The organism is Pseudomonas sp. TH15 (assembly GCF_016651105.1).
Lineage (GTDB): Bacteria > Pseudomonadota > Gammaproteobacteria > Pseudomonadales > Pseudomonadaceae > Aquipseudomonas.
Genome location: NZ_JAEKEL010000001.1, coordinates 1551046 through 1564679 on the forward strand (window position 1 = coordinate 1551046; position 13634 = coordinate 1564679).

The 13634-nt window shown below is 60.0% G+C and carries 8 protein-coding genes and 1 pseudogene; 3 read left to right on the forward strand and 6 right to left on the reverse strand.

The features are described 5' to 3' along the window. From selO to JFT87_RS28785, 5 genes and pseudogenes are all read right to left on the reverse strand, one after another. Window positions 1-1464, reverse strand: a complete 1464-nt coding sequence (gene selO / locus JFT87_RS07075; RefSeq protein ID WP_201200003.1) for a protein adenylyltransferase SelO — start codon at window positions 1462-1464, stop codon at window positions 1-3. Between the two features lie 48 nt (window positions 1465-1512). Continuing rightward, window positions 1513-4866 (reverse strand): mechanosensitive channel MscK, encoded by a 3354-nt coding sequence (gene mscK, locus JFT87_RS07080; protein ID WP_201200004.1) that lies wholly within the window; start codon window positions 4864-4866, stop codon window positions 1513-1515. A 36-nt stretch (window positions 4867-4902) separates the two neighbouring features. Further along, complete coding sequence (locus JFT87_RS07085) at window positions 4903-6645, reverse strand: potassium/proton antiporter (RefSeq protein WP_201200005.1); 1743 nt, start codon at window positions 6643-6645, stop codon at window positions 4903-4905. 345 nt (window positions 6646-6990) lie between these two features. Beyond that, window positions 6991-7863 (reverse strand): methyl-accepting chemotaxis protein, encoded by an 873-nt coding sequence (locus JFT87_RS28780; RefSeq protein ID WP_371925560.1) that lies wholly within the window; start codon window positions 7861-7863, stop codon window positions 6991-6993. A 30-nt stretch (window positions 7864-7893) separates the two neighbouring features. Beyond that, a pseudogene (locus JFT87_RS28785) lies at window positions 7894-8616 on the reverse strand (MCP four helix bundle domain-containing protein); the annotation flags it as partial. 274 nt (window positions 8617-8890) lie between these two features. Here JFT87_RS28785 and JFT87_RS07095 point away from each other — a divergent pair. The 3 genes from JFT87_RS07095 (at window position 8891) to JFT87_RS07105 (ending at window position 11471) form a co-directional block, all read left to right on the forward strand. Further along, complete coding sequence (locus tag JFT87_RS07095; RefSeq protein WP_008149645.1) at window positions 8891-9121, forward strand: hypothetical protein; 231 nt, start codon at window positions 8891-8893, stop codon at window positions 9119-9121. Further along, window positions 9118-9420 (forward strand): cell division protein ZapA, encoded by a 303-nt coding sequence (locus JFT87_RS07100; RefSeq protein ID WP_201200008.1) that lies wholly within the window; start codon window positions 9118-9120, stop codon window positions 9418-9420. The genes JFT87_RS07095 and JFT87_RS07100 overlap by 4 nt, the downstream gene beginning before the upstream one ends. A 101-nt stretch (window positions 9421-9521) precedes the next feature. Continuing rightward, a complete protein-coding gene (locus JFT87_RS07105; RefSeq protein WP_201200010.1) occupies window positions 9522-11471 on the forward strand; it encodes a methyl-accepting chemotaxis protein in 1950 nt (649 codons plus the stop codon). Between the two features lie 132 nt (window positions 11472-11603). Here JFT87_RS07105 and JFT87_RS07110 read toward each other — a convergent pair whose 3' ends face one another. After that, a complete protein-coding gene (locus tag JFT87_RS07110; RefSeq protein WP_201200012.1) occupies window positions 11604-13406 on the reverse strand; it encodes an acyl-CoA dehydrogenase in 1803 nt (600 codons plus the stop codon). Window positions 13407-13634: the final 228 nt, after the last annotated feature.

Here is a 13634-nt window from a genome sequence, read left to right on the forward strand (position 1 = left end):
TTACGACGAACAACTAATCTCCAAATGCTTCCCCCACTCCGGCGGCCGCTCTGCGTAGCTCTCCATCCCGGGTTGCTCCGTGAACGGATTGCTCAACACCGCGTGCAGGCGCCGGACCTCGGCATAATCGCCACTCTCCGCCGCATCGATAGCTTTCTGCGCCAAATAGTTGCGCAAGATGTACAGCGGATTGACCGCGTGCATCCGCGTGCGGCGTTGTTCCTGATCAACTACGCCTTCACGAGCAGCCCGGGCGACATAGAGTTCGCCCCATGCATCGAAACCCTTGATGTCGACGAAGTCATCGCGTAACCGGGTGACGGCCAGTTCAGGTGACTCATCACCGAGGTGGCGGAAGAACAGCGTGTAATCAACGCCGCTGTTCTGCATCAATTGCAGCAGGCGTTCGAGCAGCTTCTGGTCGTCGTCTTCAGCGGTGGTGAGGCCGAGGCGGCGGCGCATCAGGTCCAGGTAGTGGGCCTGGTACAGCGGCAGGTACAAGCCGAGGGTTTCGCGCAGGGCGTCGACGCTGATGAACGGCGTCAGGGCCTGGGCCAGGGCGCTGAGGTTCCATTGGCCGATGGGCACTTGATTGCTGAAGGAGTAGCGGCCCTGATCGTCGGAGTGGTTGCAGATGAAGTTGGCGTCGAAGTCATCGAGGAAGGCGAACGGGCCGAAGTCGAAGGTGATGCCGAGGATCGACATGTTGTCGGTGTTCATCACCCCGTGGCAGAAACCATAGGCTTGCCATTTGGCGATCAGTTCGGCGTTGCGCTCGACGATTTCACGGAACATCGCCAGGTACGGTTCCGGCTGTTCCAGGCATTCGGGGAAGTGCATGGCCAGCACGTGCTCGCCGAGGGCTTTCTGCTGCTCGGGGCGCTTGGTGTAGTAGAAGTACTCGAAATGCCCGAAGCGTACATGGCTCGGCGACAGGCGCAGGACCATGGCCGCGCGTTCCTGTTTTTCGCGCCAGACCGGCGTGTCGGAGCCGATCACGCAGAGTGCGCGAGTGGTCGGGATGTTCAGGGCATTCAATGCTTCGGAGGCGAGAAACTCGCGGATCGAGGAGCGCAGTACCGCTCGTCCATCGCCCATCCGCGAGTACGGCGTTTGTCCGGCGCCCTTGAGGTGCAAGTCCCAGTGTTCGCCGGCTTCGTTGTAGACCTCGCCCAGCAACAAGCCGCGACCGTCGCCCAGTTGCGGGTTGTAGGAACCGAATTGATGCCCGGAATAGATCATTGCCCGTGGCTCGGCTTCGGCCCAGAGCTTGTGACCGCCGAACAGCTCGGCGAACACCGGCGTCTCGGCCACGGCCGGGTCCAGGTCCAGCAGTGCCATGGCGGTGGGGCTAGCGACCACCAGCCTCGGGGCGGCGATGGGCTCGGGCAGCACATGGGTTGAGAACGCATCGCCCAGGCGGGCGAAGCGATTATCGAAGGTCAGTTCGTCGAGGGCTTTCAACGGCCATCTCCAGCAGAATGTCCGAGCATTCTGCTGGGTATAGGTCGGTTAGTCGAGTTTGGCCGGCGGCGGTTCTTGCGGCGGTTTTTGCTCGTCGGGCACCGCGACGATGGTTTTCGTCTCTGCTTCGACCGGCACCAACTTGTATTCCTGGCCGTGCAGGTTCTTCAGGTAAACCTCCATCTGGCGGAAGGAGATGTTGATGTGCTGCTTCTTGAACTCACGGTTGATGAAGCGGTTGACCTCGTCGATCACCGGGTTGCGGTCACCGAGGTCGCGCACGTGCATGCGCAACTCGTGGTCGAGGGTGCTTTCACCGAAGTTCAGGAAGTACACATGTGGCTCGGGTTCCTTGAGCACGCGCGGGTTTTCCCGGGCGGCTTGCAGCAACAAGGCCCTGACCAGATCCAGGTCCGAACCGTAATCGACGCCGAGCTTGAGGGTCACTCGGGTGATGGTGTCGGTCAGCGACCAGTTGATCAGTTGCCCGGTGATGAACGTCTTGTTCGGGACGATGATGTCCTTGCGGTCGAAGTCGGTGATGGTCGTGGCGCGAATGCGGATCTTGCTCACCGTGCCCGACAGGTTGCCGATGGTGATGGTGTCGCCGATCCGCACCGGACGTTCGAACAGGATCATGATGCCGGAGATGAAGTTCGCAAAGATCTCCTGCATCCCGAAACCGAGGCCTACCGAGAGCGCCGCCACCAGCCATTGCAACTTGTCCCAACTCACGCCGAGTGTGGACAGGGTCGTGACAAAACCGACGCCGGCGATCACGTAGGACAGCAAGGTGGTCGTGGCGTAAGCGCTGCCCTGGGCCAGATTGAGCTTGGACAGCACCAACACTTCCAGCAGGCCGGGTAAGTTGCGCGCCAGGGCGAAGGTGATACCAATGATGATCAGCGCTCCGAGCAGGTCGCCGATGCTGATCGGCACCATGCTCATGTTGGCGCCGGTGCCGCTGGTGTATTCGTAGAGGGTGATGTTGTCCAGGTACGAGAACACTGAAATCAGGTCCGACCAGACCCAGTACAGCGCCGCGATGAAACCGCCGAGCAATGCCAGACGAATCAGGCGCAGGGACTGTTCGTTGACCTTCTCGATGTCCAGCGTTGGTTCTTCGATCACCGCTTCGCCGTCGCCCGCCTCTTTGGCAGCCTGACGTTTGGCCAGGGCGCGTTGATAGGCCAGGCGTCGGGCCGCAACGCTCAAACCACGGACGAACGTCGCTTCAATCACCAGCCAGAACATCAGCAGGTACAGGGTGTTGATCAGCCGGTCGCTGAGTTTCAGCGCGGTGTAGTAGTAGCCAAAGCACACGGCCACGAACAACGCGACGGGCAGGACGGTGAACATGATCCCAACCGCTTTGCGAAACAGCGAGGCGCTCTCGTGGGTCGGGCTGCTGATCAGCAGGCGACTGAGCAGCCAGGCCATCAAGGCATAACACGTCAGCACCACCGGCATACCGAGTACGTCATCGGCCAGGGCCGCCGGTTGCAATTCAGCAACCGCCACCACAGCCACCAGTGCCATGACCACCAGCCCGAGTCGACGGACCCAGCCCTGGAGGAATTCGACCTGAGGTTTTTCCCAGCGGAAATGCAGCTCAGCCACGCCGCCCGGCGCGAGGATCCGGTAGGCGGTGTAGAACACCAGCCAGGCCTGGCCCATTTGCAGCAGCGCGGCGCCCATGTTGGTGTTCTGCCCACGGGCGTCGATCTGCAAGGCATAGCCACACAAGGCCAGGCCCAGCGCCACCGGCATCGCCAGCAGAATATTGATCAGGATCGCCTGGGGCGTGTGCCACTGGCTGTCACGCTTGAAGTGGCCGATGTCCTGGTGAACCTTGTTCAGTCGGGCATACAGACTTTTGCGGCGCCACAGCAGGGCGCCGATCATCAATACCAAGGGCAGGAACAGCAGCGGTCGCTGAATCAGGCCGTCGCTCAGTTCGCTCAGGCTCGAAGTCCAGGGCAGCGTGGTGACTTGACGTTGCAGACGCTCGGGCACGCCGCGCATCCACTCCAGGTCCAGCGGCTTGTTGCTGGGAATCCAGAACATCTGCTCGTCCAGCGTCGCCCGCAGGCTTTGCGCGGTGCTGAGCAATTGCTTCTGGTTGAGTTGCAGGGTGATGGATTCGTTGAGTACCGCACTCAGTTCGCGGTTCAGCCGTTCGAGCAGGTCGGCGCGGGTGTTGGCCAGGTCCAGCAGGTTCTTGCGCAACTGCGGGGTGACTTGCTCTGGCGGTTGAGTCGCCAGCAGGTTGTCGACGTAAGTGGCCGGGTTGCTGAGCAGTTCCCGTTGCTGGCTGACTTCAAACTGATACAGACGAATGTCGGCGATCTGGTCTGCCAGGTCGCGGTCGAGCTTGAGGCGCGGCAGGGCCTGTTTCTGTTTATAGAGAATCTTGGAGAGCAGCAGGCTGCCCCTGAGCACGTTGATTTGCTCGTCCAGGGCCGAATCGCTCTGGGTCACGCTGTCCAGTTGTTGCTTGGTCTGCAGGTTCTGCTGGGTAACTTCGTTGAGACGGTCGGTGCTTTTGAGCAGGTAGTCCGAGAGCTTCAGGTTCGCCGCGCTTTCAGTGGCCAGCAAGCTGCTGCCGCCGGACTTCTGGGCTTCGATGGACTGTTGGGTCACCGTCTCTTGGGACTGGGCCAGGCGCTTCTGGTTGATTAGGGTTTGCAGGTCCTGGATTTCCTGATCCTGGCGCGCGACTTTTTCCGAGAGCACGTCATGCTGGCTGTTGCCCAGGTCTTGCAGTTGGCTGTTGCCGGCCAGTTCCTGGCGGCGCAGCGGAATCAGGGCGTTGAGTGCCGCGAGTTCGGCGTTGAGCTGATCACGCTGCTCGCCGCTCAAGGTTTTGCCGTTGTCTTTACCGGCCTTGAGGATGTTGTTGATCTGCTGAATGCGCGTCTGGCTGCTGGCGATCTCGGCCTGGGCGCGCTCGGGGCGGGTCTGGGCGGTGATGATCAGGCTGTTGGCGTCGGCCAGGGCTTTTTGCAGATCGCTTTGCTGGGTCGAACGCTCGGTCAGCATCTGCTCGAGTTGCGCGATCGACAGATTGGCGTAGCGTTGCTCGATCGGCACCACTTTGGTGGCTTTGAGCCGGGCCAGCTCGCGCTGGTTCTCTATGTTCTGCTTGGGCGCAGTGGCCAGTTGCTGCTTCAAATCGATCAGTTTCTGATCGTAATCACGCCTGTTGTTGAGCTGGGTCAGCGTGTTCTGCAGGACGGTTTGCAGGGCTTTCTGATCGGCTTCCGGCAGTTTGCGGTCGGCGATTTTGTCCAGGCTCGCCTGCACGGCTTCGCTGGACGGCGGTTCGGCAGCTTGAAGTGTACCGACGGAGAGGCTCAAGCCCAGCAGGGCCATGATTAAAAAATTGCGCAGGGTTGGCATAGAGACCGATCGAAGCTAGGTGAAAAGAATGGCAGTTTAGAGGAACAAGCCCGGACCGGGGCGACTTCCTTCGGGGAATCTGACGCCCACTTTGCCGATCTTGTTCCCTTCCATGACCGCAACGGTCCAGATGGTGTTGTTCCACTCCACCTGGTCGCCCACGACCGGCGCACCGCCGACCTTCTGGGCAATGAAGTGGGCCAGGGACATGTCCGGATCGATGCCTTCGACTTTCAACCCGTAAAGCGCCGCAACCGCAGCCAGCTGGGCGTCTCCTTCGAGTACGAAGTCGCCGAAGAAGCGCAAATCGAGGCCGCGTTGCGGTGCCTGGCTGAAGAGTTTTCCGAGCGCTGCCAAGTTGTGTTCGTGACCGATTACGCAGAGCAAATCGTCGACTTCGAGCACTGTACTACCCGACGGATGGAGTAGTTGCTGGCCACGAAACAACGCCGCGATACGCGTGCCGTCGGGCATTTTCAGTTCACGTAGAGGCGAGCCGATGCACCATTTCTCGGCACCGAGGCGATAAACGAACATTTCCCACTCGCTGGTGACGTGGACTTCCAGTGCTGAACGGGAGATCGGTGCCGGCTCTGGCGGAACCGTCACCTTCAACAATTTGGCGACCCACGGCAGGCTCGTGCCCTGCACCAGCAGCGACACCAACACGATAAAGAAGGCGAGGTTGAAATAGAGCTGAGCGTTCGGCAGCCCGGCCATCAGCGGGAACACTGCCAGAATGATCGGGACCGCGCCGCGTAGGCCTACCCAGGAAATAAAGGCTTTTTCGCGGCCATGGAACGCTTTGAACGGCAGCAGGCCGACCATCACCGACAGCGGCCGGGCGAATAAAATCATCCACAGCGCCAGGCCCAGCGCGGGCAGAGCGATCGGCAACAAGTCGTGAGGCGTGACCAGCAGCCCCAGCACCAGGAACATGCCGATCTGGGCCAGCCACGCCATGCCGTCGAGCATGTGCAGAATGCCGTGACGGCTGCGCACCGGACGGTTGCCGATCACCAGACCGCACAGATAAACAGCGAGGAAGCCGCTGCCATGCAAGGCGTTGGTCAGGGCGAACACCAGCAGACCGCCGGCAATCACCAGAATCGGGTACAAGCCGTTGGCGAGGTTGATGCGGTTGACCAGTTGCAGCATGACCCAGCCGCCGCCCAGGCCGATCACACCGCCGATGCCGAACTCGCGCACCAGATGACCGAGCAGGCTCCAGTGCAGGCCGGTCTGACCGCTGGCGAGCATGTCGATCAGGGTCACGGTGAGGAACACCGCCATCGGGTCGTTGCTGCCGGATTCGATTTCGAGGCTGGCGGTCACCCGTTCGTTCAGGCCTTTGCCGCCCAGCAGCGAGAACACCGCCGCGGCATCGGTGGAGCCGACGATGGCGCCGATCAGCAGGCCTTGAATGATGTTCAGGTTGAACAGCCAGGCTGCCGCCATGCCGGTCAGCCCGGTGGTGATCAACACGCCGACGGTGGCCAGCGATAGCGCCGGCCACAAGGCCACGCGGAAACTCGCCACCCGTGTGCGTAAACCGCCGTCGAGCAAAATGACCGCCAACGCGAGGTTGCCGACCAGATAGGCCGTTGGGTAGTTATCGAAAATAATGCCGCCGCCGTCGACGCCAGCGGCCATGCCCACGGCCAGGATGATCACCAGAATCGGGATACCGAGGCGGGACGAAAGGGAGCTCACCAGAATGCTCGCACCTACCAGCAACGCGCCGATCAAGAACAGGCTGTTGATGGTCGTAGCATTCAAAGGCAATACTCCAGAAAGCTGAAAGGCGGACACAAACTGACCATGCAGTCTGCGTGCCAGCGATTCTAACCTGTTGAAATGTGATGCTGTCAAAAAGCTTTTTGCGCAGGCGTGTTCGGGATTTTGGTTCGGCTAAGGATTGCTGCCCCCACCCTAACCCTCTCCCGGGGGAGAGGGGACTGGCCGAGCAGTTCTTGCGAGGCACATCGACCTGAGATATCGAGCCGAACTCACTGGGATATCGAGCCAAACTCAGGTCTTGAAGAGCATGAAGATCTGCTCCTTTCCCCCTCTCCCTCTGGGAGAGGGCTGGGGTGAGGGTGTTTTTGATCTTGATCTACTGAATCAGAGGCTAAACCGTCCAACCATGTTGTTCAGGTCCAGCGCCAGGCGGGACAGCTCGTTGCTCGCAGCACTCGTCTGATTCGCCCCGGTCGCCGATTGCACCGACAGATCACGGATGTTCACCAGGTTGCGGTCCACTTCACGGGCCACTTGAGCCTGTTCTTCGGCCGCGCTGGCGATCACCAGGTTGCGTTCGTTGATCTCGACAATCGCACTGTTGATGGTGTCCAGAGACATGCCGGCACCACGCGCGATGTTCAATGTCGATTCCGCGCGTTCGGTGCTATTACGCATCGAATCCACCGCGTGTTCGGTGCCGCTCTGGATGCTGCCGATCATGCGCTCGATTTCGCTGGTGGACTGCTGAGTCCGGTGCGCCAGGGCACGAACCTCATCCGCAACCACCGCAAAACCACGTCCGGCTTCACCGGCACGGGCCGCTTCGATGGCCGCGTTCAGGGCCAGCAGGTTGGTCTGGTCCGCCAGACCGCGAATCACATCCAGCACCTTGCCGATGTCGCGGGATTCGTTGGCCAGGTCGCCAATCAGCGTCGCCGTGCTCTGCACATCGGCGCTCATGCGTTCGATGGCGCTGACGGTTTCCTGCACCAGGTCACGGCCGTCACCGGCAGAGGTCGTGGCATTTTTCGAGGCTTCGGAAGTGCTCACGGCGTTGCGGGCGACTTCTTCCACGGCGCTGGTCATTTCGTTGACTGCGGTGGCGGCTTGTTCGATTTCATTGTTCTGCTGAGTCAGGCCGCGAGCACTTTCGTCGGTGACGCTGTTCAGTTCTTCAGCGGCGGACGCCAGTTGCGTCGCCGAGCCGGAAATCCGTTGCAGGGTGTCGCGCAGTTTGTCCTGCATTTTCGACATGGCCAGCAGCAAACGGCCCGCTTCATCTTCGCCGTCGACGGTGATCGGACGGGTCAGGTTGCCTTCAGCGATTTCTTCAGCGGCGCTCAATGCATTGGCGATTGGCTTGGTGATGCTATTGGTCAGCAACCAGGCGAACAGGAACGTCAGTCCGGTGGCGATCACCAGCAGCGTGACAACCAGATTGAAGGCCGAAGCATATTGATCGGAGGCCTGCTGGTTGGTGTCGATGGTCTGCTGGGTATTGATTTCCAGCAGGCGGTTCAGCGCGGTGTTGATCGCGTCAGAGTTTGTCAGCAAATCGGTGTTGAGCAGGGTGCGCAGTTCATCGACCTGATTGTTACGCGACAGCGACTTCATCCGGTCTTCAATCTGGCGATACTGACCCAGCAGCTGCACGTATTGATCATAGGTCGCACGTTCTTGAGGGCTGCTGATCAGCTTTTCATAAACGGTCTGTGCGGTGCGGATCTGCTGGTTGCGGGTTTCCAGCAGATCGATGGTTTTCTGCTGAACGTCCGGCTCGCGGTTAACCATCAGGCGATACGACAACACCCGCTGGCGCAGGGTCAACTGAGTGAACTCATCCAGACTCTTGATGCTTGGCACGCTGTTGGAGGTGATGTCTTCGGCGGCCGCGCGAATCTTGCTCATCTGGTTCAGGGCGAACACACCCAGGATCAGCATCAGAGCGCCAATCAGGGTAAAACCGAGGAACGCCCGCGGAGCGATATTCATATTACGAAGGGACATGGTGTTTACCGAAAAAGCGCATCCGTGCGGGGCTGAGACTGCTGTATGGATGACTTATCGGTCATACGACTAAAGTCTTGAGGCACTGCGTGTATTTGTCGCAGGAAGGGCTCGGCGACGAAGTGCAGGAACCAGATCCGCCTATCACAGTCTTTAAAGTTCGCGAGGAAGGTCGCCCGCCAGGAAAATCAAGGCCTTGCGCCCCAATAACCCTGGCATCGGTGGTGACTTTTCTTTATCGTACGCGCCCTTTGAAAATGCTTGGAAAATCAAAATGTTGGAAGCATCCCTTAGCCAATTGGAACAACTGGTCAGCGACCTGGTGCAACAGAACCAGACCCTGCTGGGCACCAACCAGACCCTGAGTGCAGAACTGGCCCAGGCCAAGGACGAAAACGAAAGCCTGCAACTGAGCCTGATGGAACAGGAAGAAAAACAAGGCGCCACCGCCGCCCGCATCCAGGCCTTGGTTGAGCGCGTCAGCGCCGGCCCTGTCAGCGCATGAATCATGGCACCGCAGGGGTAAAAGTCGTCTCGATCCTGGGGGAGGACTATTCGATCAAGGCGCCGGCCGGGGAAGAGCAAACCCTGCTGGATGCCGCATTGATGTTGAAGGCAGCCCTGGCCGACACCAAAAGGAAGTACCCGACGCTGATCGGTGACCGCTTGTTGGTGCTGGCGGCGATGAATCTGTGTTCCCAGCAGATCGAAATGAAAAAGCAGCACAAGCTCGAACTCGACCGTTACCAAGAGCAAGTCAGCGCCACGGTTGAAGTGATCTCCAAGACGATCAATCAGGCCTGATCGGCTTTGCGCACAACCAAAGAATAAAATTGTCGTTTGCGTTGTATACAATCGGCACGGCTGTTGCAGTGTTTCAGCCTCTTATTCTTTGGGGGTGCTCCATGCAGTTCTGGCGACGCAGTATTCAATGGCAGTTGATCCTGAGTATGGGCACCGCCCTGCTGGTCAGTATTCTGATCGTGGTTGGCGTTTATACCCTGGTGGTCAACCGCCTCGCCCAGAGTTATCTGGTCGAACAGGCACTGCCGTCGAGCATCGAAGCGATGCGCAACGACATCGAGCGAATCCTCGTCCAACCCCTCACCGCCGCCAAGGACATCGCCAGCAACAGCATGGTGCGTGAGTGGCTGGCAGCGGGCGAAGACAGTGCCCAGACCGACACCTTCGCGAAGTACCTGGAAGGCATCCGCGCCGAACACAAAGCCTTTACCGCGTTGATTATCGGCACGGCTTCAAACCATTACATCACTGAAAAAGGCCTGGACCGGACTCTCAGTCGTTCCAACCCCAAAGACGCCTGGTTCTACTCCTTCCTCGACAGCAATCAGCCGCGCACCCTCAATATCGACAATGACACCGCGACCGGAGAATTGGCGCTGTTCATCGACCTCAAGGTCGAGCAGGCCGGTAAAGTCGTGGGCGTTGCCGGCCTCGGGCTGAGCATGAAAGAGCTGTCGGAACTGATCCACAACTTCAACTTCGGTGCGCGCGGCAAGGTCTATCTCGTGCGTTCCGACGGTTTGATCCAGGTTCACCCTGAGGCGCAATTCAGCGGTAAACGCACACTGGCCGAGCAAATCGGTGCCTCGGCGGCGCAAGCAGTAATGGGTCAGCTCTCTACCTCCAAAGCGTCTGCCACCAGCAGTTTTACCCGCAATGGCGAAGATTTTCTGGCGTTGAGCCTGCCACTGCGAGATCTCGGTTGGACCCTGGTGGCCGAAGTGCCGCAATCGCAGATCTACGCCGAGGCCCGTCGGGCCATGTGGATGAGCAGCGGCATCGGCCTGGCGGTGGCGCTGGTGTGTCTGATGTTGGTTGTGTTATTAGCCCGCGGGATGGTTCGACCGATCCGTCAGGTAACAGCCGCATTGGTAGCCATCGGTAGCGGTGGTGGAGATTTGACCCACAGGTTAGATTCCAGTCGCGCCGATGAGCTGGGCGACCTGGCGCGAGGCTTCAATCGATTCCTCGAAAGCCAACGCGACATGATCGGCGAAGTGCTGACCACCAGCGAGCGTTTGCGCACCGCCGTCGGCCAAGTGGCTGCGGTGGTGGACAACACCGCCGAGCGCTCCAGTCGCCAGCAGGAAATGACCGACATGGTCGCTACCGCCGTCCACGAAATGGGCCTGACCGTACAGGAAATCGCCCAGAACGCTGGCAATGCCGCGGTCGCGTCGCAAACCGCCCGCGATGAAGCGATGCAGGCGCGGGAAGTGGTCGGTGGTTCAATCCGGCATATTGAAAGCATGTCCGATGAAATCGGCGTCGCGGCCACGGCGGTGGGCGAGTTGGCGCATCAAGTGGCGTCCATCGATCAAGTGCTGGCTGTGATTCGCGGGATATCCGAGCAGACCAACCTGTTGGCGCTTAATGCTGCGATTGAGGCGGCACGGGCCGGCGACATGGGCCGTGGATTTGCGGTGGTGGCGGATGAAGTGCGGACCTTGGCGCGGCGCACGCAGTCATCGACGGATGAGATTCAACAGATGATCGGCAGTCTCAAGCAAGGTGCGGAAAATGCCGTGTCGTCCATGCATTCGGGGCAAGCGGCGACCGGGACTGGTGTTGAGTCGAGCCAGCGCACCGGGACGTCGTTGACCGCGATTACCGGGCAGATCGAGCGCATCAGTGACATGAATCATCAAGTGGCGACGGCCACGGAAGAGCAGTCGGCGGTGACGGAGGAGATCAACCGCAATGTGCAGGGGATTTCCGATCTGGCGCGGGCGACGGCGGGTGAAGTCAGAGCTTGCCGCGAGGATTGTCAGACGTTGCAGCGGTTGGCGGATGATTTGGCGCGGCAGATGGGTGGGTTCAAGTTGAGTTGATGTGTTGTCGGTGCGGGCCTCTTCGCGAGCAAGCCCGCTCCCACATTTGACCGCGTTGTGTGGTTGAACGCGGACCACTGTGGGAGCGGGCTTGCTCGCGAATGGATTTCTGCACCACCACATTACTTCTGGTTAGAACCACTCATCCTGCATCCCAAGACACACATCATCCCGCGCCTCAAGAATTGCCAACTCATGGTGACAACCCGGCACTTCCCACGTCAGGAAATACCGCGCCGCTTGCAGCTTGCCTTTATAGAAGCTCACATCCGCGGCGTTGCCCTTGGCCAACCCTTCCTCAGCGCGAATCGCCTGTTCCAGCCAGCGCCAGCCAATCACCGTGTGCCCGAACACTTTCAGGTACAGCGCCGAGTTCGCCAGGCTGCTGTTGACCTTGCCTTGGCCCAGATCCGTCAGCAGGCCGATGGTCACGGTTTGCAGGCGCGCTACCAGTTTTTCCAGCGGTTCACGCAATGGCGTCAGCGACTCGTACGCGGTTGCGCGCTCGGCGGTGTTGGCGATCAGTCGAATCAGTTGCTTGAGCCCGGCGCCGCCGTTCTGCGCCAGTTTGCGGCCGAGCAAGTCCAGCGACTGGATGCCGTGGGTGCCTTCATGGATCGGATTCAGACGGTTATCGCGATAGTACTGCTCCACCGGGTATTCGCGGGTGTAGCCGTGGCCGCCGAGGATCTGGATCGCCAGTTCGTTGGCCTTCAGGCAAAACTCCGACGGCCAGGATTTGACGATCGGCGTCAGTAAATCCAGCAGCTCATGGGCCTGCTTGCGCTCGGCTTCGGTCTCAAGGGTCGTGGTGTCGTCGAACAGCCGCGCCGCGTACAACCCGAGGTCGAACGCCCCTTCGACGTAGGACTTTTGCGTCAGCAACATGCGTTTGACGTCGGCGTGTTGAATGATCGCCACCGGCGCGGTGTTCGGGTCCTTGCTGTCCGGCACGCGACCCTGTGGACGCTCGCGGGCGTACTCCAGCGAATACAGATAACCGGCGTAACCGAGCATTACCGCGCCCATGCCGACGCCGATCCGCGCCTCGTTCATCATCTGGAACATGTAGCTCAAGCCGTGGTGCGGCTTGCCCACCAGATAGCCGATACACTCACCGTTATCGCCGAAGTTCAGCGCGGTGGACGTGGTGCCGCGCCAGCCCATCTTGTGGAACAGCCCGGCCAGCAACACGTCGTTGCGCTTGCCGAGGCTGCCATCATCATTGACCAAAAACTTGGGCACGATAAACAGCGATATGCCCTTCACGCCGGCCGGGGCGTCCGGCAACTTGGCCAGCACCATGTGCACGATGTTTTCCGACAGCGGATGGTCGCCGCCGGAGATGAAGATTTTGTTGCCCTTGAGTCGATAGGTGCCGTCAGACGCAGGCTCCGCCCGTGTGCGGATATCCGACAGCGACGACCCGGCGTGGGGCTCGGTCAGCGCCATGGTGCCGAAGAAACGCCCGTCGATCATCGGTTGCAGGAAGCGTTGCTTTTGCTCCTCTGTGCCGAAACTTTCGATCAGGTTCGCCGCACCCATGGTCAGGAATGGGTAAGAGGTCGATGCCGCGTTAGCCGACTGGAAATGCGCAAAGCACGCCTGGGACAGCAGCGTAGGAAGTTGCATGCCGCCGGCGTCGAAACTTCGCGCGGCGTTGAGGAAACCGGCTTCAAGGAACGCATCCACCGCCGGTTTCACTTCCGGAATCAGAATCGCCTGACCGTTCTCGTAGCGCGGCTCGTTCTCGTCGCCCTTGCGGTTGTGCGGGGCGAAGAATTTCTCGGCGATGCTGCGGGCGGTGCCGATGGCTGCGTCGAAGGTCTCGCGGTTGTGCTCGGCGAACCGCTCACGCTGGGTCAGGCCCTCGGCATCGAGGACTTCATACAGCTCGAAAGCCAGATTGCGGGAACTGAGCAGCGTCTCGGACATGGCGGCTTACCTTTTTTGGATTGGGCCGAGTCTAGGCGTGCTGATAAAGGCTGAACAGGATGATTGATAAGCGTGATGTTGGGCCAGAGCGCCGACTTAACAAACACCGCAAAACAACTGTGGGAGCGGGCTTGCTCGCGAAGGCGGTGTAACAGTCAATGTTGATGTCGACTGACACTCCGCCTTCGCGAGCAAGCCCGCTCCCACAAGGGTTTCGCATTCCAGGCG

Coding starts and splice junctions, on each gene's coding strand:
- JFT87_RS28780 (WP_371925560.1), bottom strand. CDS start 7,863: ATGTCGAAAATGCAGGACAAACTGCGCGACACCCTGCAACGGATTTCC.
- JFT87_RS07105 (WP_201200010.1), top strand. CDS start 9,522: ATGCAGTTCTGGCGACGCAGTATTCAATGGCAGTTGATCCTGAGTATG.
- JFT87_RS07100 (WP_201200008.1), top strand. CDS start 9,118: ATGAATCATGGCACCGCAGGGGTAAAAGTCGTCTCGATCCTGGGGGAG.
- mscK (WP_201200004.1), bottom strand. CDS start 4,866: ATGCCAACCCTGCGCAATTTTTTAATCATGGCCCTGCTGGGCTTGAGC.
- JFT87_RS07095 (WP_008149645.1), top strand. CDS start 8,891: ATGTTGGAAGCATCCCTTAGCCAATTGGAACAACTGGTCAGCGACCTG.
- JFT87_RS07110 (WP_201200012.1), bottom strand. CDS start 13,406: ATGTCCGAGACGCTGCTCAGTTCCCGCAATCTGGCTTTCGAGCTGTAT.